This window comes from Paenibacillus xylanilyticus (assembly GCF_009664365.1).
Taxonomy (GTDB): domain Bacteria; phylum Bacillota; class Bacilli; order Paenibacillales; family Paenibacillaceae; genus Paenibacillus; species Paenibacillus xylanilyticus_A.
The window spans coordinates 6161329-6182238 of sequence record NZ_CP044310.1; the positions used below are offsets into that span (position 1 = coordinate 6161329).

Below are 20910 nucleotides of genomic sequence, written 5' to 3' on the forward strand. Positions count from 1 at the left end.
TGCAGCACCTGCTCTCCTGCTTATGCGTGTACCGGTGCTGCCTCCCGGCAGGCATCCGAGCAAAAGCGGTTATGCGTCTCTTCGCAATCCTCACAGCACACATGCTGCAGGTTGCAGGTTGGACAATTAATATATCGGTCATGTGTCGTTCCACAGTGATAACAGCTGGCAATAACAATATCCTCATCTGTCCGGTTAATCGGTACGGAGATCCGTTCGTCGAATACGTAGCACTTACCATCGAACAGACGACCTTGTACCTCAGGGTCCTTACCGTAGGTTACGATGCCACCTTCCAGCTGCGCCACGTCCTGGAATCCCTCTTTGATCATGAAACCGGTCAGCTTCTCGCAGCGAATGCCGCCAGTACAGTAGGTAATGATCTTTTTGTCCTTCATGTCGCCCAGGTTCTCCCGGATCCACTCCGGAAACTCGCGGAACGACTCGACGTCCGGACGAATGGCTCCGCGGAAATGACCAATTTCGTATTCGTAGTCATTGCGGCCATCGATGACGATAACGTCATCACGCTGCAAATGCTCGTGGAACTCTTTTGGCGAGAGGCGTTTGCCGCTAGTAACGTTCGGGTCCAGATCTTCGTCCACGCGGAAGGTTACGAGCTCCGCTTTGTGACGAACAAATATTTTTTTGAACGCATGCTCTTCCACGTCATCAATCTTGAACACCATATCGCTGAACAGCGGATTGGCATGCATGTCCTTCATGTATTGCTCCGTCTGCTCCGGCGTACCGGATACCGTACCATTAATACCTTCCGATGCAATCAGAATACGGCCTTTTACACCCAGGTCCTTGCAGTATTGCAGATGTTCTTGAGTAAATGTCTCGGGGTCTTCAATCTTCACGAACTTATAATATAAAAGCACGCGGTACGCGCTGTTACACATGTGTATCACCTGTTCCTATTCCATGTTGATATTGGCCGGATCATCCGACAAGCCTACAACGTTGCAACCTTGCTCATTAAAAAGAAAATAAACAGCCGCCCGAAACATCGTCTCGAACTGCTGCCCAACATACGACTTTTATTCCTGCACTCTAGTTTATCGGAATCGGAAGGGCTTAGTCAATATAAATGTATAGAAAGGGATGAAAGTTATGGAACATTTCAACCATAATTGAGGTGTCTCTGGAAGATATAAGAAAAGCCTGAATCCCACTGGGGAACAGGCTCTTTGGATTTAGTTACTCCGAGATTGTAATAACAGAAGTGACAAAGTGATACGATTCATTCTGCAGCACCGCTTGAGAGAGCAGAATCTTATCGCCTTCCGGGCTCCAGGCGAGTGGATCGGAGATGTCGTCCATATCGGCCGAGATCTGGAATTGCTCTGCAGATTCCGTATTGGAGACGAACAGTCCCTTCTCGTCATCACTCTCCGAGTTAATCGTGTACGCGATCTTGGAATCATCCCCGGACCAACTGGTCCCGAAGATCTGGGTGCCCCTGGCGAGCGTCGCCTTCTCGTTGCCTTCCAGATCGGTAAGCACCAGCGCCCGTTTCGTATCCGCTGTTTTTTTTACAATGGCTAGCCTGGTTCCATCATTGGACGGAATAACCCACTCCACGCTCTTCAGGACCTGCTTCACGTCACCTGTGGTTGTATCATAGGCATTCAATTGTCCGTCTTCACCGGTAATATAGTAGATCATACTGCCCGAGACCCTGACACTGCGTACGTTGAAATTGCCGGTCTCCACCAACACCTTGGTTGTACCATCAATACTGGCTGAGACGAGGTCTCCCTTCATATTCGGAAAGACAACATGCTCATTATCCAGCCACGCGCCTTCCTGAATGAATCCATCTTCCTCACCCGCATTCACCGACTCCCCGTTGTGCAAATTCAGAAAGAAACCTTTGCCTGTCGATTCCTCCGGCTCCCGGTAGAACAGGTACTGCCCATCCGGTGAGACAATTGGCGAGCTCAAGCTGACTTCGCTCTCCTTGAGCGGTGTATCAGTTCCTTTCGACAGATCGTACATATATAAGTTATGCGGATATCTCTCCTGGCCCTCAACCGTGACGGGTTTCATCGATGTGTTTTCTTTGTCCGATACGATCCAGTCATCACTTAGCCAGGCCACGCCGCGCATATTGGGCAATTTATCAATTTTCTCGAGTTTGAAGCTCTGATACACCGATGTATTGGTATTGTCTTTTACCGTGATATCCGTGCCCGTTTTCCCACTTTGTGTGTTGCCTCCCGGCTCCGTCGTCCCCCCGCAAGCTGCTGCAGACAACAGAGCTAACGCTCCCAATGTACTGAGTGCCGCCTGTTTCCAATTCATCATGGTCCCCCCTGCTTTCTATGCTATAGACCAAGCATACACATACCATACTTCCAAAGTTATTCAAACTTGTTTCCAACTTGTAAACTTGAATTGGCGAGCGGGAGAACAAGCTGGAACGTTGTTCCTTCCTCATTCTTCAGGTCACCCTGCAGCAGGGTGATCGTTCCGCCCTGTCTCTCTACAAATTGCTTCACGAGTGACAGACCTAGTCCGGTTCCACCCGTCCTTCTCGCCCGGTCCTTGTTGACTGTATAAAAAGGTTCAAAGATCTTCTCTCTTGCCTCTTCCGGAATCGGCAGACCCGAGTTGAAAATGCGAATCACCGCTTCACGCGTCTGTGGCCGCTGCTCGCTCTGTACGCGAATGACACCGCCAGGCACATTATACTTGATTGCATTATCGAGCAGATTGATGAAGATATGCATAAGGCTTTCCCGATCGCTACGGATAACGGCAGGCTGAATGTCCAGCTCCATTTGAAGCGCAAACTTTTCAGCTTTGCCTCGCATGCGTCCGCATGCGTCCTCCAGCAGCGCACCAACCTCCACATCCTCCGCCTGGTTCTCAAAATCATATTTCTCCAATGCCGATAAATGCAGCACCTTCTCGACCATCTCGTATAACCGTTCCGTTTCCTTACCAATGTTGCTGGATGCATCCTCCAGCAGCTGAGGATCGTCCCGGTACATATCAAGCAGTTCTACATAGGCCTTGATCGAGGTTAGCGGCGTTTTGAATTCATGGCTGATGTTGCCGATGTATTGTTTCTGCTGCTGCTCCAGTGCCTGCAACTTCTCAATCGCCAGCTGGAGCTTCTGCTGCTCTGCATGCATGTCTGTAATATTTTGCTGAATGGACGTGCTCATGTAATAAATGCCTTGCCCCAGTTCGCCCAGTTCATCTTTGCGTTTAACAGGAGATTCGGTGATATACTCGCCTTCCCGAATGGAATCCGCTGATTTCTTCAGCTTGGTGATCGCAACCGCGAACCGATTATAGAACAGGTACCCGAGAATAAAGCTCAATACCACGACGGCAATTCCCGCCCATAGGAACAACTGTAAAATGCGTGCATAGAACTCATGGTAGCTCTGGACCGAGTACTGCATCCATATCGCACCCATCTGGCCATCCGGACCATCCAGCGGTGCCGCATAGAGCAGCGTGTCCCCCTGTTCACGGTAGGCGATTTTATTTTGCAGAGCATAGTTCAGCGTCTCCTGGATCTCCAGACTCTCACCCGGTGTAATGGACGAACCTACCTGTGTCCCATTCATGTCATAGAGCGCAATGGGCAGACCTGTCGAGTTCGCCAGTTCCTGGGCCAGCCTGCGTCCATTTTGCTTCAAAAAGGCATCCGTCTCCAGCCGTATGGCTTCCGTATAGTAGGCCTGACGCACATTCAGATTGACCAGACGCGTCTGCTGCGACAGAATGCCCTCGATCTGTGACTGCTGGTTGCGTTCAATCCCTCGCAGGACGAGGGAACTGAGCACCACAACGGTCAAGATGAGCAATGCCGCCAGAAACACGCTGAATTTCAGCTTGATGCTGACCCTCATGCCGAACCGCCCGGTTCAGGAGCTGATGCCTTATAGCCAATACCGTACACCGTCTGCAGCTTTTGCTGATCCGTATCACCGATTTTTTTGCGCAGACGCTGAATATGAATATCCACTGTGCGTGTGCCTCCTGCGTATTCCATGCCCCACACCCGATCCAGCAGATCATCACGGGTGTACACCCGCTCCGGATTGGACATCAGGATCGTGAGCAGGTCGAACTCCTTGGGCGTCAGATCCAGCTTTTCTTCCTTCACTGTCACCGTCCGGTGAGCCACATGAATGCGCAAGTCTCCATTAACGATGGCCTGATTCTTCTGCTCGTCTGGCGGTGGACTGCTCTTCTCCACCCGGCGCATAAGCGCCTTCACCCGGGCGAGCAGCTCGCGAATCTCGAACGGCTTGGTCATGTAATCATCGGCACCCATCTCCAGGCCAACGATTTTGTCCACGATGTCATTTTTCACGGTCAGCAAAATAATGCCGATATCCTCACGGTCCTCCAGTCTGCGGCATACGCCGTATCCATCGAGCCTTGGCATCATGACATCCAGAATCATGACCTGCGGATGGAATGACGCAACCTTGACCAGTGCCTCCTCGCCATCATTTGCTGTCTCTACTTCATATCCTTCGCGCCGGAGCGCATAAGCAATGGCACTGACGATGCTTGACTCGTCATCGACCACAAGCACTTTTTTAGTCATCGGATTCATCCTCTTTATGGATTCTTAAGTTCTTTATTCCTGGATCTATGTTAACAAGGTATGGCCGGATAATCCATGGAGGATAATATAATTTATACAACAAGCCGTATATCTCTAAGCTTGGACTTCGCTCCACTTTTTTTATACCCGCACAAGGCAAAAAGACCTCACCTGGAAACGGATCGGTCTTCGTCTTTTACCATGTTAAGCTTACAAGAATGCGAACGATCAAACTATTCTTCAAACGACAAGTTCATCGGCTCGTCCGACATCTCAACTTCCGTCTCCATATGGGTTAAGGGTGTATTCAGATCCACTTCCTCGAAGCGGAAGCTGTCCACCCAGACCTTGCCCTTACCGTTCAGGATGACGCCAAACGAGATGACTGCGCTCTCTGCGGGAACATCCAGCACAATGCTGTATTGATTCCAGGGTTGTGTCCCCGTGATCGGCCTGTCATGCATATTATCAAACTGCAGCACGTCCTGGACATGATTATCCACTCGCATCCATAATCCGCAGAATGCGTCTACACGATCGGTTTTGACAAAGCCGGACAGCTTCATCCGTTTCCCTACATACTTGTCTGCACGGAATTGCTGCATCATCGTGGCAAACTCATTCGGCTCCATGGGTGTTACAGCCTTCAGATACCCCGAGGCCTTCCCATGATGGACTTCGGCAGGATCAATGCCCATTTCATAATTTTGCGGGTGGCTTCCGGTTAACATCCAGCCTTTGATTGCAGTTGCAGAATTCATCTGTACTTCTCCTCCTCTGGTTTTTCCGGTAAATAGTTTCAGATCAAATACCTTGCGAAAACGACCGGGCGGCATGCCATACATTTTGCGAAAGGCCCGGGTGAATGCTTCCTGACTTTCGAAGCCGCAGGCGAGAGAAATATCCAAAATGCCTGCATCCGTGGAGCGCAGCGCGGTAGAAGCCAAGCTCATCCGGCGATGACGAATGTAATCGATAACGGTCATGCCTACCTCTTCCCGGAATACCCGGTGATAGTGATACGGCGATAACAAAGCCTCTGACGCCACCTCTTCCAGTCCGATCTCCTCATGCAGATGTGTCTCAATATAGAACAAGCTGTCCTGAATTATCTCCTGATAACGGCTCAAGTGGAGTTTAACCCCCTTCCATATCCTTACTATACGTGTTCGCCAAGCGGCCGTTTTGATCATTTTTGCGGAAAATATAAAAAGAAGAGCCGGACAGGGACAACGATGTCCTGCCGACTCTTCCTTGATTGCTGTATATCTAATCGTGGCCAAATAATCAGACTGCTGGAACCGGCTCTGCACCAACCTCGTCCTCATCATGCTCCACCAGTTCATGTTTCTCCCACGCCCGGCTCTTCCAGCGGAAGTACATAATGACCGCACGTGTCCATTCGTCTGCTGCAATGGCAAGCCATACACCTGCCAGACCCAGATCAAGCTGGAACACCAGCAGATATCCGAGAGGCAGGCTCATGCATACCATCGAGATCAGCCCCATATATACCGGGAACTTGGCATCCCCTGCCGCACGCAGGGAACCGATAATGACAATGTTGCAGGTACGCCCGGTTTCAAGCAACAGACTGAGCAGGAGTACCTGCGCGCCCAGCTTGATAATCTCCGGGTTTTCCGTAAAGATGCTCATTAATGGTACGCGGAAGATAATAATGATCACGTCAATAATAACGGTGGCCAGAAGGGCCCATTTTACACTGTCGAATACCCGTTTGTATGCCTCATCTTTGCGGCGTGCCCCCACAAGCCGACCGACAATAATGGATGTTCCCATGCCGATCGCCATACTGAACAGATAAATATAGCTGGAGATATTGCCTGCATATTGCTTGGTTGCCATGGCTTCCGCCCCAAGATAGGTCACGTACAACGTAAATATGAGTTGGCAGGAATGATACACCATGGATTCCATCGCAGACGGAATGCCGATGCGCAGAATTTTGCCGATAAAATTCTTGGACAATTTAATGTAGTAACCGAACTCTACCCGGACCTCACTCACACGGTACAACAGCCAGAAGAAGATCAGCAGGCAGATGAAACGGCTTCCCACCGTCGAGATCGCTGCCCCTTCCACGCCCAGCTTGGGCAGGCCGAAATGTCCAAAGATCAGGGCATAGTTACCAATCACGTGGATGACGTTCATAAACACGGATACGTACATCGTTTCCTTGGTATACCCGTGTGTACGAATGGTTGCAGCCAGCGCATTGATGAGTGCCTGCAGGAAAATCCCGCCCCCAACAATGCTTATATACGAACGGGCGTAATCATAGATTTCGCCTTGAATATTCAGAAGTGTCAGTAAATGTCCACCAAACACCAGAAAAATAACACTCAGGATCAGCCCAACCATAAGGTTCAGCGTAATCGCATTCCCTGTAACCTGTGCTGCTTCACTCAGTTTTTTGGAACCTATATATTGGGCTACGACAATCGCAGCACCATGTCCGATGACTTCGAGTACAAGAATGGCAATCGAGATAATCTGGTTGGCTGCGCCCACCCCGGAGACTGCATTATCCGATACCGAACTAAGCATGAGCGTATCTACGCTCCCCATCAACATAAACAAGAAGAGTTCCAGGAAAATCGGCCAGGTTAGCCGAATCAGCTTCAGATCCTTGGCATCTGAACGGAGGGACTCTTTGGTCGAGGATATTGCTGTCATTTTCTCACCTTTCTAACGTGGGCTTGATTTCATAGGGTATGTTAGCACAGGTAATTTGAAAATGCAGTAGTTTTGCGAAAATAATTGAAAGAATTTTGAAATGTAAGAAATAGGCATTTATTTGTTTCATAAAACCTGTCTTGCAGTCACTGCCACATTGCTCTGTAGACATGCCGAGACATCACAAAACCCTTCTATTAAACGCAGACAGCGTCTAATAGAAGGGCATTACTGGACCAATTACCGGACCATTATCCTTTGACCGAACCGGCTGCGATCCCTTCAACAATCCGTTCACTTAGCACCAGAAATGCAATCAGGATCGGCAGGATGCTGATCATCAGCGTAGCTCCAATGGCACCCCAATCGGTGGTATACTGCCCAATAAAGTTCTGTACACCAACCGTCAGCGTTTTGTACGCATCCGAGCTAATGAAGGTATTGACGAAAATAAATTCGTTCCAGTCATAGATCATGTTAATGATGGCTGTTGTCGCAATTACGGAAGCGGTCATCGGCAGTACAATGCGGAAGAAAATCCGGTTGACGGAGCAACCGTCCATCACCGCGGCCTCCTCGACCTCTCTCGGAAGTGAATAATAGAATCCAAGCAGGATCATAATTGTGATCGGCATATTAAATGCAATGTAAGACAGAATGACCGATAACGGATGGTCTGTGAGATTCAACTTCAGGAACAGGCTGAACAGTGGGATCAGTGTGGAGTGCACCGGGATCATCAGACCTACCATGAACAGCCCCAGCACCAGCGAACGTCCCTTCCAGCGCATCCGTGTGATGGCAAACGTGACGAGACTGGCAAACAGAACCGTGAACACCACAGAAACCACCGTAATCCATACACTGTTGAAAAAGTATAAGCTGATATTGCCTTCCGTCCATACCTTGACATAGTTCTCCCAACGCGGCGTAGCCGGGAGGGCAAAAGGAGCCATGTCGAATACTTCCTGATTATTCTTGAGCGAGAATAACAGCAGCCAGATCAAGGGCAATATCTGAAGCACAGCCACCAGAGACAAGAGCACATACAGCAGCACATATCCAAACCTTCTTAACCATGCTGAGCCTTGGCCTGTCTCCGGATGTACGGGCAGCCGAACAGCCGTATCCGTCTTCACCAGGATAGACCTCCTTTCATTTTACGTTCACGTCAGGAATACTCGATCGTATCTTTGGACGCCGTCGCCTTGCGGAGCAGCCATGTGACCACCAGACAGATCAAGAGCAGGAAAAACCCTACAGCACTGCCGTACCCAAAGTCGAAGCTTCGGAAAGCCTGACGATACATATAGGAGGCCATAACTTCACTGGAGCCATTAGGGCCCCCATCAGTCATCACATAGATGAGGTCAAAATACTTGAGCGAGCCCACCACGGCGAGCACCACGGTTACCTTGATGACTTCCGTGATGAGTGGCAGCTTGATCCGAAAGGCAATCTGCCACGGATTCGCACCATCAATTCGGGCAGCCTCGACCAGAGATTCCGGGATGTTCTTCAGCGCAGCATAATAGATCAGAATATAGAAGCCCGCATACTGCCACAGAATCGGCACGAACAGTGCATACAGCACGAGCGATGGCTCCGCCAGCCAGGCCGGCGGATTGCTGAATCCGATCGCTTCCAGGAAGGTGTTCAGCACACCGTTGCTGGGATGATAGATTTTCAGCCATAGCTGAGCGATCGCAACGGAAGACAGCAGCATCGGAATCAGATATATTTTGCGAAACAGATTCGCGCCTTTGATCTTGCCTGACAGCACCAGTGCAATCATCAGATAACCAATCAGGCTCAGCGCAGAGAACAAGGCGAGCAAAAATGTATGATTGGCGCTCTGCCAGAACGTACTGTCCTGAAGCAATCTGGTGTAGTTATCCAAACCAATAAACGTCATCGCCCCAATCCCATCCCATTGCATCAAACCGTAATATCCGGTGAGCACAATCGGAATATAGACCAGAACCAGCAGCAGAAGCAGCGCAGGCAGCACATACAGCGCAGCAACCAGACGGTTCGACATGACTTTGTCCAAGACGTGATCCTCCCTTCAAACGTTCTAACCTTCAAATGGTGTAGGTGAGGTGTACATCAGTTGCCTTTATCAATTGCAGCCTGATGATTTTTCACAAAGTCCTCAGGGGTGACCGCTTTGCCAAACAATGCCTGAATCATGTCCAGATGCACCTGAGCAGCAGCCGGTTTCATCTGTACATCTGCAAAGAGTGTCAGGCTGCTTGCCTGATTCAACTCGTTCAGCAGATCGATATAGAGCTGTGGCAGCTGTACTGCCGCCGTATCAACTTTGGTTGCCGGAATGACCCCGGCTTCGGTCACGGAGCTTTCACCCCATTTTTCCACGAAATACTGCACAAACTTCTGCGCTTCTTCCTTCACTTTGGAGTTCTGGGCCACAAACAAGCCTACGCCCGGTCCGCCTACCCAGCTGTTGATGTCTCCTTTGCCGCCGTCAATCGTCGGAAATTTGAAAAATCCAACCTTATCCTTGAATTCCTGCGGAATATCCGGGTTCGTAGTAAAGTTCGGCAGTTCCCACGTTCCCATCAGATACATCGCTGCTTTTTCATTCATGAATTCGGATTTGCCTTCGTCATTGGATAACCCGTTAAAGCCCTTGTTGAATGCGTTCATATCGACAAGCTTCTGCACTTCTGCAGCAGCCTGTGTCAGGGCAGGATCTTCAAACTTGCCTGATCCACTAATCGCTTTCTCCAGCGCATCCCCGCCTACACGATTCGCCAGATACATATACCAGAGTGAACCGGTCCAGCGGTCTTTATTCCCGAGTGCAATTGGCACTTCGCCGTTCTCGGTCAGCGTCTTCAGCACATTCAGGAATTCATCGTATGTGGCTGGCGGCTGCAAATTATATTTGGCAAAGATCGCTTTGTTGTAATAAATGGGGGATATATTCAGCTCAATCGGGAGCGCATAGGTTTTGCTGTCTACCGCGTAAGCCTCGGTCGTTCCGGCGATAAACTTCTCACCAAGGGATCCATTCAGCAGTTCATCAAGCGGCGCAAACAGATTGCCCTTTACATAAGGCTCCAGGAAGCCTGCGGCCCAAGTTACCCCGACATCGGGCAGTTCATTGGATGCGGACAGAATCTTCAGTTTGTTCTTGTATTGTTCATTCTCCAGCACTTCCTGCTTGATCGTCACATTTGGATTGTCCGTCTGATACTGCTGGATAATATCGTTGACCAGCTTGTTCTGCTGTGCAGAACTGCCAGCCGGCCAGAGATGCATAAATTTCAGCGTGACCTTTCCGTCTGTGGTACCGCCCTCTCCACTGCCATTACTGCCGGATTCGCTGCCTCCACCGGAACCCGTGCTGCTGCACCCCGACAATATGACAGCGAGAACCAGCGTCCATGACAGAAGCATTGCCAGCGTTTTTTTGCTCATAATTCCAGCCCCCAATAGTGGTTTTTCGGTTAATGTAACCGCTTTATCGAAATTGTAGCACGGGCATCATCACACTATAAGGTCAGGACGATTTGGTAAAACTCCACTATTTTAAGGTGGACTTGTTAACTTTTTTCATTTACGGCATGACGGTATTTGCTTGGACTGAGCCCCTCCAGGCTTTTGAAGACTTTGATAAAATATTTATCGGTCTGGTAGCCAACGCTCTCTGCGATCTCCGAGATGGGCATCGTTGTCTGCAACAGCAATTCCTTGGCCCGCTGTACCCGTTTACGCATGAGGTACTCACTGAAATTCAGCCCAACCTGCTCCTTGAACAGCACACTGAAATAACTGGAGTTCAGATGCAGCGAATCGGCAAGCTCACGCATGGTCATCGGTTCACCCAGATGTGCCTCAATGTATGCCAAAGCTTCGCCAATCGGGGTATTGCCCTGCTGTTCTCTTCGCTCCTTGACCTCGAACAGCTTCGGATCAACCATCTCCTGTATCGTTTGGATGCGCCGCTGCTGTTCATGGACGTGCAGTGCCTTCTGTACCGTTTGCAGCAGCTGCTCTTTGTCAATCGGCTTGAGCAGATAATCGACCACACCGAGCTTGATCGCCTGGTGGACATAATCAAAGTCCGCATACCCCGACATAATCAGGACAGCTGGCTTACTCGGAAAATGCTGAATGGCCTCCACCAGCGACAAGCCCGAGAACTCCGGCATGCGAACATCGGTGATCAGCAGATCTGCAGGCTGGCTGGCGAGCCAGTCCCTGGCTTCAACACCGCTTGCTGCCGTCTGAATCCGGTTTCGCCCAGTAGACCAGGCCTCAAGGGTTTTGCGTATGCCTTCTCTTGTACGCGGCTCGTCATCCACAATCAGAATGGTTTTCTCATGAATCATGTGCAGCCCCCGTTTCCCTTGGAATTTCAAAACAGATGATGGTGCCTCTCCCTACTTCGCTCTCCACCACAAGCTGGGCTGCATCGCCCAGTTGGCTGCCAAAGTAGACTTTCAGCCGGCGATGCACATTGATAAGCCCCACTCCCGTTCCCTTGGTGGATGCAGCAGGTCCGCCGTCCAGAGCTTGAACAATGGATAGCAGACGTTCCTCATCCATGCCCGGCCCATTATCCTGGACCTTGACGCGTACACGACCTTCAACGGGGGAAGGTTCAACACGAATCTCCACCTTGCCCGGCTTTAACGTATTTTCAATCCCGTGCAGGATCGCGTTTTCCACCAATGGCTGGATTAGCAGCTTGGGGATAGGCACGCTGCGCACTTCCTCGCTCAGCCTGATCTCCCACTGCATTCTCTCGCCCAGCCGCATCTGCATAATGTTTAGATACCGCTCCGCATGCTCCAGTTCGTCCGCGATCGTGACCCATTCATCCTGATGAGGACCCGGGATGATGTAGCGAAATAACCGGGACATGGCAATAACCCTAAGTGCCAGCTCCTCTTCACCCTTTTCCTCCAAAGACCAATAGAATGCCTCCAGGGTGTTAAACAGAAAATGCGGATTAATCTGCGATTGCAGCGCCTTCAGCTCGGCCCGGGACTGCATGACTTCCTTCTCGTGCACCACACGTGTCAATTCGTTCTGCCTGTACACCATCTGGTTATACACCTCATTCAGCTCATTGATCTCCATGGTCGAGCTGACCATCAGATTCGGTCTCATCGCTCCGGGCTGTGCCCCGCGCATAGCCCGCATCAGCCGAATCAACGGACGTGTGATCATGGTGGACAGGAAAAAGGACATCACAAGAAACAGCCCCACACCAATGATTCCCGAAACGAGCAGTGCCGTTCTGAGGATCGATACCCCTTCGGTTGTTTCTCCTAGCGGTGTCAGCACAGCAAGTGTCCATCCCGTCAGCTCGGACTTATGGCGAACAACGATATAGGATTCCTCTCCATTCTGAACGACGGACCCGCTGTCCAAAATGGCCTTGGGATCAAGGTTAATCTGCAGATTGGAAGTCACCACTTCACCATCACCGTCCAGCAGCAGGATGGAATCCTGCGAACCCTCTGCCTCATTCGAGTCATTCAGTTGAAAAAAACTGCGCTGCATCCGCACCACAACATAGCCCCCATGTTCAAAAGAATGCTCCAGCAGGTTGATTCGACGAATGGCGAGAAGTACACCCGGGTCTTCAGGGTCAGAGCCTGCCCACACCAATCTGCCTTTGCCTTCATCCGCTTGGGTGATCCAGCTGCGCTCCACCCGGAGATCCAGGGATCGGTCATCCATCGGGAATATACGGTTGTATCCGGTTGTGTAGATCTCCATACTTTGCGCCCCGTTAATAAAAGATTGATAGCTGCCTGCAATCTGCAATAGTGCTTGACGTTGATTAAAGGTGGCCGGTTTACCATGCTTCTCCTCACTGAGCAGACGCTGCACATACGAATCATCCGCGACCTGGGCCGTCAGGGAGTTCACCTGTGCAATGAGAGCATCCAACCGACCACTGGCCTGCACTGCGGTCTGATGGATATGTTTCTCGGCATTGCTCTTGAGCAATGCAGCCACCCGGTCATAGGCTGTTACACCTGCGAGCAGCAGAACAATGAGCATCACCATGACGAAACCGACGAAGATCTGATTACGAAGCGAGTTATAGCGCCCTGATTTCCTCTGCAATTCCGTCCATTCTCCCTTCTGCATGTAAAAAAACCACCATCCTACTCCCTTGCTCTTGAGATTGAGTACACCGATGCTGGTTTCATTCACTTATTCAATTAAAGCGCTTGCAAAATACAACACTCGCTCTCTTTGTTTAATGATTAAACTAACGAATAAAAAATAGCACAGTTTCCCGGGTTAATCAATCCGTTTGAAACGTTCGGAGTGCGTCCTTGGAATAGAAAAAAGAGAGGAGGACTCTTAGGTCCGCCCCTCTATATTCACATCCCTTTATTTTACAGAACCTTGGGTTACCCCGTTAATGATCCACTTCTGAGCAAACAGATAGATGATAATCATCGGCAGCAAGGCCAGCAGGTAGGATGCAAACGCCAGGTTGAAGTCGGTATTGAACTGACCCTGGAAGACGTATTGCACCAGCGGCAGTGTGTACTGTGCCGGATCACTGATAATGATGAGCGGCAGCAGGAAGTCATTGTACGTGGACAGACATGTGAGAATACCAACCGTAGCACTGATTGGTGCCATGAGCGGGAAAATGATTTTCCAGAATGTGCCCCAGGTTGTTGCTCCATCCACAAAAGCGGCCTCCTCCAGTGCCACCGGAATGGACCGAATATATCCGACATACACGAAGACGTTAAAGGCGAGTCCATACACCGTATGTAATAAGGTCAAGCCAAGCAGGTTCGTCATCTCCAGTGAAGATGTCAGTTTGACAATCGGCAGCATGATGATTGGAAACGGAATGAACATCGCACTGACGAAGTAATAGTACAGCCCTTTGAAAAACTTGCGTTTCTCCATATTGCGCGCGATAGCGTAAGCCACCATGGAGTTACTAAGGAGCGTCAAAATGACGGTAGATGCAGTAACGACAGCACTGTTACGGAACGATTGGAAGAAGTTCGTCATGTCGATGGCGCTTGCGAAGTTCTCCCAGTGCAACTGGGTCGGGAAGGCAAATACCGACTGAGCCATTTGCTCCGGATTTTTCAACGCAATCGTAACCGTCATATAGAGCGGAAATAGGATGAATAATGTGCCCAGAATAACGAGCAGCATAACCAGCCAGTTTGTACGTGTACGGCTTCTCATTACAGATCCATCTCCCTTCTTTGCAGGAACCGGATTTGCAGAATCGAAATCACCGCAATAACGATGAAGTAAATAACCGAGTTCGCAGATTGATATGCATATTCGCCGCCTTCAAATCCACCCGTATAGATCAGGTGAGAAATGGACTGTGTTGCTCGGCCGGGTCCACCGTTGGTCAAGGCAACGATCTGATCGAAGACCATCAGGGAATTTTTCATGGCCAGTACCATATTGATGGTGAAAAATGGGGCAATGAGCGGGAAGGTAATGCTCCAGAATTCACGCCATTTGCCTGCACCGTCGAGGTTGGATGCCTCGTACAGCGTTGTTGGTATCGTTTGCAGTCCGGCCAGATACAGAATCGTATTGAGTGCTACCGATTGCCATACGGCTACGATAACGATCCCGATCCATGCCAGGCTTTCGCTACCCAGAATGTTGGTCGATAGGGCGTTAATCCCCAGGTTTTGTCCCCAGATTGGAAAAACGTTGGAGAACAGGTAGTTAAATATGTAACCTACGATCAATACACTCAGGATGTTCGGAAGGAAGTAAATGCCGCGGAAAAAGTTGCGGAACTTGATCTTGGCATTCAGCCCGAGTGCGATGAGCAGGCTCAGAATATTGGTCAGAATGGTTACCACGATGGCAAACTTGAATGTAAACCAGTAAGCATTGCCTACATTGTCGTCCTGAAACAGGTTGAAATAGTTTTTGAAACCAACGAAATCATAGCTTTTCCCAAACCCGTTATAGTTCGTAAAGGAATAATAAATCCCCTGGAGAGCCGGCAGTGTCATAAACACGAAGAACAATACCACCGCCGGAACCGTCATCCAGTAATAGGGTGCCATACGTTTGTTCATACTCCATCCTCCTTCGGACAAGGCTTAACGCCGGTTCGCTACCTTGTCCCATTCTTTGTCGAGTGTATCCAGATAGTTGTCGATGTCTTTGTTCTGCAAAAAGGACTGTACGATGGAATTCAGCTGCACCGCAGCCGGAATGTAGTGATCGGCAAAATCAATAACCTTGCCCTGCTCGATATATGGCGTCAGCTCCTGCACCGCAGGGTCGTCCTGCTCCACACCTTCGACGGCTGCAAATAATGTTTGCTCTTCAATGTATTTCCCGATGTTTTCGGGTTCCAGCAGGAATGCGATAAACGTCTCAGCCTGTTCCCGGTTTGGCGTATCCGCCGAAATCGTAAACAGGGAGTCGATGCCGTTCACCAGCTTGATCTCACTTGGATCATTTCCGGTCGGGAACGGGAAGAAGCCGATATCCACATTCGGGTTGGCTTTGCGAATCTCGGAGATCGCCCACGTTCCCTGGATATACATGAATGCTTCACCATTGGCAAAAGCCCGGTTACCGTCGGAATAGGCCTTACCGAAGTTATCGCCATGACCGTAATTCATCAGTTCAAGCTGCTTTTCCGCCACCTCGCGGTATTTCTCCTTGAAGGTCACCTTGTTCTCGCGACGCTCGAGATAGAAATCAATACCGACCAGGTTGGGTCCAAGTGCATTGAACGGGAGATTGGTCTGCCAGTCATCCTTATAGGTGAAGTAAAACGGAATCTTGCCCGCATCCTTGATCTTTTTGGCGGTAGCAATCAGCTCGTCCCATGTCTTGGGAACTTCCAGTCCCATTTCCTTAAACAACGTTTTGTTGTACATGATGCCGTTTGCATTAGTTGCGTAAGGAATACCGGTCACTTCCTCCATACCCGTGACATCCTTCAGCATTTGTATGTAATTCGGATCAATCGTCTTGGTCAGCGAACTGTCCGTCAGATCGGCAAAAATTTCACTTTGGGCCAGTATCGAATATGTATCGGTTGCACCCATGGCCATAATGTCAGGCACATCGTTCTTCACGACGCGGGTCTTCAACACGGTCTCCGCATCCGGCGGATTCACCTGAGTGACCTGTATATCGGAATGCTCCGCATTAAAAGTTTTGATCAGTTCATCAAACGTTGCTTTGGCTTCGGGTTTGTTCTGGAAAAATTCGACCTGCACTTTGCCGTTTGCGCTCTCCCCACTTGTACAAGAGGATAAGAGCACAGCCATAATTCCACACAGCAGCATTGTCCCGAGTGCCTTGGTAAGCGATGTTCTCATGTTGTACCTCCCTCAGCGTTATATACGTAAAGCTTTACCCATTAAACTGGTGAAATAACCATATGGTTAATCCTTTCACCTGTTCCACCATACAGAATGGCGTTATTCAACCCTTTTCTATTTCTAAAACGGTTTCGGTTAAAATGAATCATGGGTGTATTTTCCAGAATGTATAGCTGTATAACAAAAAGAAGGACATCGGCAACTATCCAATGTCCTTCTTTTTTCCATTTGTTTGTGATTGCAACGCTTGATTATTAACGTATTACCAACGTTCAATTTTGGGCAAGGCATTACGCGATCGTTTGGCCCGGTAGCTCTTAAATGCACGGATTAACATTCCGATCACCAAGAGGATCACCCCAATATTAATCGCTACATCAGCCAGGTTGAGAATGCCACGGCCCGATGGAAATACTAGAAAATCCGTTACTTTTGCAAATACAAAACGGTCGATCGCATTTCCCAAGGCTCCGCCAACCATGAAGCCTGCTCCTGCCTGCATCCAGAAACCGCGAATTTCACCTTTTCTCCGATAATACAGAATGCCGGCAATGAACAGAATGGCAACAACGCCGAACAGACGCGCATTTCCCTGGAACATGCTTCCCGCCATCCCGCTATTCTCATAATGCTGCAGCTGCATGCCGGAGTCACCGAGTCTCATCATGTCGCCGACTTCCATATACATTCTCACGGCCAGCTTGGTACCCTGATCCACCAGCGTCACCAGCAGTGCTATAAAATAAAACAGCATATTGTCTCTCCTCCTGCCCAACTCGTTTTGCCCTATCCTATGTAAACCTGTGGAATGTCCAAAGTTACGTTCCCTTCACTTTACCACAGCCGAAGTCGTGTCTCCAAATGGACTGTTGTGGAAATGTAGGGCAGAAAGCCAAACGATAACCCATCCTGCATCCGGAAGGGACCACCCTACCCTACGTCGAATGTAGACATAAACTACACATGTAAAGGGGCTGCCTGTAAATTGAACCTGACGATGACAGAGAGATTAAAGGAAATGCAGCAGGAAGAAAAGGACTTGGTATTTCGTACATTTGACTCTGAACTGGCCCTACAGCTTGGACTTCATCTGGTCGAGGAGGCAAAAAGCCGTTCACAGGCCGTAACCATCGACATTACTCTCCGTGGACACCGCCTTTTCCTGCATGCCATGGAAGGCACTCATCCGGACAATGAAGACTGGATCCGGCGTAAAAATAATGTGGTTAACCATTTCTCCTCCAGTTCATGGCATATGGCTCTGCGTCTGCGCAGTGAGGATAAAACGCTTGAGCAGGATTTCAGCCTGCCTTCCTCTGACTTTGTACTGGCTGGCGGTGCCTTTCCTTTGATTGTCGAGAGTCAAGGACAGATCGGAACAATTACGGTATCAGGTCTGCCGGATGAGGAAGACCACGACCTGGTCACCACCGGAATCCGTTCATTTTTACTGCAGCAAGGCTAACGAAATATAACAAGAAAAGCCCACCTGGTCCTTGCGGACCCCGGTGGGCTTGCCGTGTTAAGATCATTCCTTGGTTCATTGAATAGCTGACAAAACATCCAGCAGCATGGATTTAAACTTCGGCCGATCGATGGCTTCACATACGCGCACGTTAGGTTCTTTGCCGAAACGTCCGTTGATATCCACCACGCTGTATCCACGCGTCAGTTCTCCTGCGGCTTCTACATCCACGTAATATTGACCGGACTTCGTCATCAGCGATTCGTCTGCTGCTACTGCCATCAGGAGTGTATCCGGGTGTGTGGTGCCATTCAGCTTATGTACTGACTTGTTGAACTGCATAACCACTTTGTTGATCGCTGTGAAGAAATCGGCCCCGGATGTTCCGAGCGCTGCAATTTCTGCATGGTCATCATCATCCATAACGGAATATTGGGTACACATCTCCCAGCCAACCATCGTGGTTGGAATACCGGCATGCAGTACAATTTTGGCAGCTTCAGGGTCAACGTAGAAGTTGTACTCCGCCGCTGGCGTAATATTGCCCAGTGCATTATTCGTACCGCCCATGATGTAGAGATGAGCAATCTCTGGAATAATCGTCGGGTCCTTTTGAATCGCCATCGCAATGTTGGTCAGGGGTGCAATCGCCAGAAGAGAGATCTCTCCCGGATTGGCATGCACTTTCTCAATGATAAAATCAACCGCGTGGCCGCTTTCGGGACGCTGATCTGCCTTGGGGAAATGTGCGCCGCCCATGCCGTCGTCGCCATGCACATCTTCCACTGTGCGGTGCTGCGCCTGCCCGTAGGCCATCAGCGGTCGTTCGCATCCTTTGTATACAGGCACCTTGCCGCCATGTCCAGCCACCTGCACGGTGTACAGGGCATTTTCAACCTCTTGGTCAAACTGGACGTTACCGCCCGTAATGGTGATGCCTTCCACTTGGAAGTGGTGCAGTGCTGTCAGGATCGCAATTGTATCGTCTCCTGCTGTATCTGTATCAATGATGACTTTTCTCATGATGCCGCGCTCCTTCTTCAGTTTGATATTCATGTATCGCTAGGGTACATTTTACATCAAAAACGTACCGATGACGATGGAAACGCCGATGATAATGGAACGCAGCAGCTGTGCTACCGCCATATTGCCTCTTGCGATCTCGTCGCATACACGCATTTTGGGAATCAGGAAATCAAATATAATATAGACCAGACACAGAATAATGATTCCCAGTACAGACCATAACAGCATATCCAGCCATGAATGCGTGGAGAAGGACACCATACCGACAATGATGCACAGTCCCAGCAGCTTGCTGCCCATATACATGCCCGCCGCTTCGTTACCTTTGGCAATTTCCTCACTATCGTTATACCGGGTCAGTTTGCTAAAAGCGAAATACCCACATACCAATACCACCAGCAGAATGCCGACACCTACCGCCACATTCAGCAGGTTCATTCCCAAATTATCCATTCCTACTCCTCCTCATCATCCAATACGTTCATTGACCGCAGCCGCACAATAATAGGCCATATCTCCGGTCACTTTCTCCCCGATTCGGGGCAGTACACCGGCGAAACGCCCACCTATGACAAACACGCCCGTCAGCAGATAGCCGCTATATTCCCCATCCTCTGTCAGAATGCTCGCCTGTTCCATCGGAACCAGCTGCTGATAAATCTTCGGTTGGTTGTTATAATAAGCAGCGATTTCTGCATCTTCGTCCAGTCCTGCTCCTGATGCGTTACTCTCCGTTCCTTCACCCAGCAGCAGTGTGCCTCGGCCCTCACGGCCCCAATAGCTTTTCTCGACATAGGGAGTGGACTCCAGTTCAAAGGGTCCTGCTTCGAAATAGGTGGGCAATAGATACCGCGAAATGGACTCAAGCTCCACATCTGTAAACAACCGAAAACCGCAGTACTCCGGCGTCTGTTCATTGCGCTCATAGAGTGACCAGATCGCAGCCATGAAGCCCTTGCTCTGCATCAGGACATGCTGTACAGGGTTCATCAGTCCAAGCCGGCCTTCCTGTACCAGTGCAAGCAGTGCTGCACCGATGTCCACACCTGTTGTCTCATCCCGATCATCAACGAGATACTCCAGCGGATACAGACGATACAGCAGCTGAATCTCGTGCCCATCATGATACAGTGCCTCTCCGGGAACAATCTCAAGTTCCTCCAGAGGAGCATAACGCACCTCATATCCAGCCTCCTGGCAGAGTCTCATCAGATACTCCGTATTGGTCCGATCCTCCACATGCTCACCAAATGAAGTAAATGTCACTGGCCCTCGCAGCCCTTGCTCGGCATAAGACTCCAGCCATCCGCGAAAGCATTCCCGGATGCAGGCATCCATGTCTGCTGATGGCGCCCTGAAGTCATCACCTTCGGCCATGCCCACCATAATGCGCTCCAGCACCGCTGCTTCAGGTATACCCGTAGGCGTGTCGGTATTATTTTCGATACACTTGAAGCCCGCCTCGCCGATGATCCAGTCCTGACGTGTAATACCACCCGTCACCGTCTCCATCCTTGCTGTCGCAATGAGCCCTGGATGAATACCCAGCTGCTGCTCCAGAAAGCTATCCGGCATGTACTGCTGGATAAACCGCATGACTTTGCAGTATATTCCGTCAATCTGTGCAGCGGCATGCTGCAATTCCTTCATTTCTTCAGGCGTATACAGGGTTAGTGAAGGTACACAATATTGCTTGCCATACATCCGGTGATACGGGACATGCTGTCCCGCTTCGCCCGCAAACACCTCTTCGTGACCATATGGCAATGAGTGAATATGCCTCATAACCT

Annotated in this window: 19 protein-coding genes; 1 reads left to right on the forward strand and 18 read right to left on the reverse strand. The window is 49.9% G+C overall.

The window, feature by feature from the left end; all coding sequences use genetic code 11:
• Positions 1–20: 20 nt before the first annotated feature.
• From F4V51_RS27495 to lspA, 15 genes are all read right to left on the reverse strand, one after another.
• On the reverse strand, positions 21–908 hold the full coding sequence (locus F4V51_RS27495; RefSeq protein ID WP_153980330.1) for an oxygen-dependent tRNA uridine(34) hydroxylase TrhO: 888 nt from the start codon (positions 906–908) through the stop codon (positions 21–23).
• Between the two features lie 298 nt (positions 909–1206).
• Complete coding sequence (locus F4V51_RS27500) at positions 1207–2316, reverse strand: DUF5050 domain-containing protein (RefSeq protein WP_153980331.1); 1110 nt, start codon at positions 2314–2316, stop codon at positions 1207–1209.
• Between the two features lie 56 nt (positions 2317–2372).
• Positions 2373–3878, reverse strand: a complete 1506-nt coding sequence (locus F4V51_RS27505) for a sensor histidine kinase (RefSeq protein WP_153980332.1) — start codon at positions 3876–3878, stop codon at positions 2373–2375.
• Positions 3875–4585, reverse strand: a complete 711-nt coding sequence (locus tag F4V51_RS27510; protein WP_110758457.1) for a response regulator transcription factor — start codon at positions 4583–4585, stop codon at positions 3875–3877. Before F4V51_RS27510 ends, F4V51_RS27505 begins: the two co-directional genes overlap by 4 nt.
• A 233-nt stretch (positions 4586–4818) precedes the next feature.
• Positions 4819–5715, reverse strand: a complete 897-nt coding sequence (locus F4V51_RS27515; RefSeq protein ID WP_153980333.1) for a helix-turn-helix transcriptional regulator — start codon at positions 5713–5715, stop codon at positions 4819–4821.
• 157 nt (positions 5716–5872) lie between these two features.
• Positions 5873–7282 (reverse strand): MATE family efflux transporter, encoded by a 1410-nt coding sequence (locus F4V51_RS27520; RefSeq protein ID WP_095290892.1) that lies wholly within the window; start codon positions 7280–7282, stop codon positions 5873–5875.
• 251 nt (positions 7283–7533) lie between these two features.
• Entirely contained in the window at positions 7534–8397 is an 864-nt protein-coding gene (locus F4V51_RS27525) for a carbohydrate ABC transporter permease (RefSeq protein ID WP_110758790.1), read from the reverse strand.
• Positions 8398–8453: 56 nt separating this feature from the next.
• Positions 8454–9335 (reverse strand): carbohydrate ABC transporter permease, encoded by an 882-nt coding sequence (locus F4V51_RS27530; protein ID WP_153980334.1) that lies wholly within the window; start codon positions 9333–9335, stop codon positions 8454–8456.
• 56 nt (positions 9336–9391) lie between these two features.
• A complete protein-coding gene (locus tag F4V51_RS27535) occupies positions 9392–10729 on the reverse strand; it encodes an extracellular solute-binding protein (protein ID WP_153980335.1) in 1338 nt (445 codons plus the stop codon).
• Positions 10730–10854: 125 nt separating this feature from the next.
• Positions 10855–11643 carry a response regulator gene (locus F4V51_RS27540; protein ID WP_153980336.1) on the reverse strand — a complete coding sequence of 263 codons (789 nt, stop codon included), beginning with the start codon at positions 11641–11643 and terminating at the stop codon, positions 10855–10857.
• A complete protein-coding gene (locus tag F4V51_RS27545) occupies positions 11633–13420 on the reverse strand; it encodes a cache domain-containing sensor histidine kinase (RefSeq protein WP_167301713.1) in 1788 nt (595 codons plus the stop codon). Before F4V51_RS27545 ends, F4V51_RS27540 begins: the two co-directional genes overlap by 11 nt.
• Before the next feature lie 249 nt (positions 13421–13669).
• Complete coding sequence (locus tag F4V51_RS27550; RefSeq protein WP_095290886.1) at positions 13670–14497, reverse strand: carbohydrate ABC transporter permease; 828 nt, start codon at positions 14495–14497, stop codon at positions 13670–13672.
• A complete protein-coding gene (locus F4V51_RS27555; protein WP_095290884.1) occupies positions 14497–15363 on the reverse strand; it encodes a carbohydrate ABC transporter permease in 867 nt (288 codons plus the stop codon). Before F4V51_RS27555 ends, F4V51_RS27550 begins: the two co-directional genes overlap by 1 nt.
• Before the next feature lie 24 nt (positions 15364–15387).
• Positions 15388–16575 carry an ABC transporter substrate-binding protein gene (locus F4V51_RS27560; protein WP_397331894.1) on the reverse strand — a complete coding sequence of 396 codons (1188 nt, stop codon included), beginning with the start codon at positions 16573–16575 and terminating at the stop codon, positions 15388–15390.
• Between the two features lie 316 nt (positions 16576–16891).
• Positions 16892–17383, reverse strand: coding sequence for a signal peptidase II (gene lspA, locus F4V51_RS27565; RefSeq protein WP_127537427.1), 492 nt, complete (start codon positions 17381–17383; stop codon positions 16892–16894).
• A gap of 231 nt (positions 17384–17614) precedes the next feature.
• Between lspA and F4V51_RS27570 the strand changes: the two genes are divergently transcribed.
• Entirely contained in the window at positions 17615–18094 is a 480-nt protein-coding gene (locus F4V51_RS27570) for a heme-degrading domain-containing protein (protein WP_236146657.1), read from the forward strand.
• Positions 18095–18169: 75 nt separating this feature from the next.
• Here F4V51_RS27570 and F4V51_RS27575 read toward each other — a convergent pair whose 3' ends face one another.
• The 3 genes from F4V51_RS27575 to F4V51_RS27585 are packed head-to-tail and all read right to left on the reverse strand — an operon-like array spanning position 18170 to position 20905.
• Positions 18170–19117, reverse strand: a complete 948-nt coding sequence (locus tag F4V51_RS27575; protein ID WP_095360156.1) for a nucleoside hydrolase — start codon at positions 19115–19117, stop codon at positions 18170–18172.
• Between the two features lie 51 nt (positions 19118–19168).
• Positions 19169–19573: a DUF350 domain-containing protein gene (locus F4V51_RS27580; RefSeq protein ID WP_153980337.1), complete on the reverse strand. Its 405-nt coding sequence runs from the start codon at positions 19571–19573 to the stop codon at positions 19169–19171.
• Positions 19574–19588: 15 nt separating this feature from the next.
• Positions 19589–20905, reverse strand: coding sequence for a glutathionylspermidine synthase family protein (locus F4V51_RS27585; RefSeq protein WP_153980338.1), 1317 nt, complete (start codon positions 20903–20905; stop codon positions 19589–19591).
• Positions 20906–20910: the final 5 nt, after the last annotated feature.

What these genes read in the sequence shown, in the direction of transcription:
- F4V51_RS27550 (WP_095290886.1), bottom strand. Translation starts at nt 14,497, where the DNA reads ATGAGAAGCCGTACACGTACAAACTGGCTGGTTATGCTGCTCGTTATT.
- F4V51_RS27535 (WP_153980335.1), bottom strand. Translation starts at nt 10,729, where the DNA reads ATGAGCAAAAAAACGCTGGCAATGCTTCTGTCATGGACGCTGGTTCTC.
- F4V51_RS27500 (WP_153980331.1), bottom strand. Translation starts at nt 2,316, where the DNA reads ATGATGAATTGGAAACAGGCGGCACTCAGTACATTGGGAGCGTTAGCT.
- F4V51_RS27580 (WP_153980337.1), bottom strand. Translation starts at nt 19,573, where the DNA reads ATGGATAATTTGGGAATGAACCTGCTGAATGTGGCGGTAGGTGTCGGC.
- F4V51_RS27540 (WP_153980336.1), bottom strand. Translation starts at nt 11,643, where the DNA reads ATGATTCATGAGAAAACCATTCTGATTGTGGATGACGAGCCGCGTACA.
- F4V51_RS27555 (WP_095290884.1), bottom strand. Translation starts at nt 15,363, where the DNA reads ATGAACAAACGTATGGCACCCTATTACTGGATGACGGTTCCGGCGGTG.
- F4V51_RS27545 (WP_167301713.1), bottom strand. Translation starts at nt 13,420, where the DNA reads ATGCAGAAGGGAGAATGGACGGAATTGCAGAGGAAATCAGGGCGCTAT.
- F4V51_RS27560 (WP_397331894.1), bottom strand. Translation starts at nt 16,575, where the DNA reads ATGGCTGTGCTCTTATCCTCTTGTACAAGTGGGGAGAGCGCAAACGGC.
- F4V51_RS27575 (WP_095360156.1), bottom strand. Translation starts at nt 19,117, where the DNA reads ATGAGAAAAGTCATCATTGATACAGATACAGCAGGAGACGATACAATT.
- F4V51_RS27505 (WP_153980332.1), bottom strand. Translation starts at nt 3,878, where the DNA reads ATGAGGGTCAGCATCAAGCTGAAATTCAGCGTGTTTCTGGCGGCATTG.
- F4V51_RS27520 (WP_095290892.1), bottom strand. Translation starts at nt 7,282, where the DNA reads ATGACAGCAATATCCTCGACCAAAGAGTCCCTCCGTTCAGATGCCAAG.
- lspA (WP_127537427.1), bottom strand. Translation starts at nt 17,383, where the DNA reads ATGCTGTTTTATTTTATAGCACTGCTGGTGACGCTGGTGGATCAGGGT.
- F4V51_RS27585 (WP_153980338.1), bottom strand. Translation starts at nt 20,905, where the DNA reads ATGAGGCATATTCACTCATTGCCATATGGTCACGAAGAGGTGTTTGCG.
- F4V51_RS27495 (WP_153980330.1), bottom strand. Translation starts at nt 908, where the DNA reads ATGTGTAACAGCGCGTACCGCGTGCTTTTATATTATAAGTTCGTGAAG.
- F4V51_RS27510 (WP_110758457.1), bottom strand. Translation starts at nt 4,585, where the DNA reads ATGACTAAAAAAGTGCTTGTGGTCGATGACGAGTCAAGCATCGTCAGT.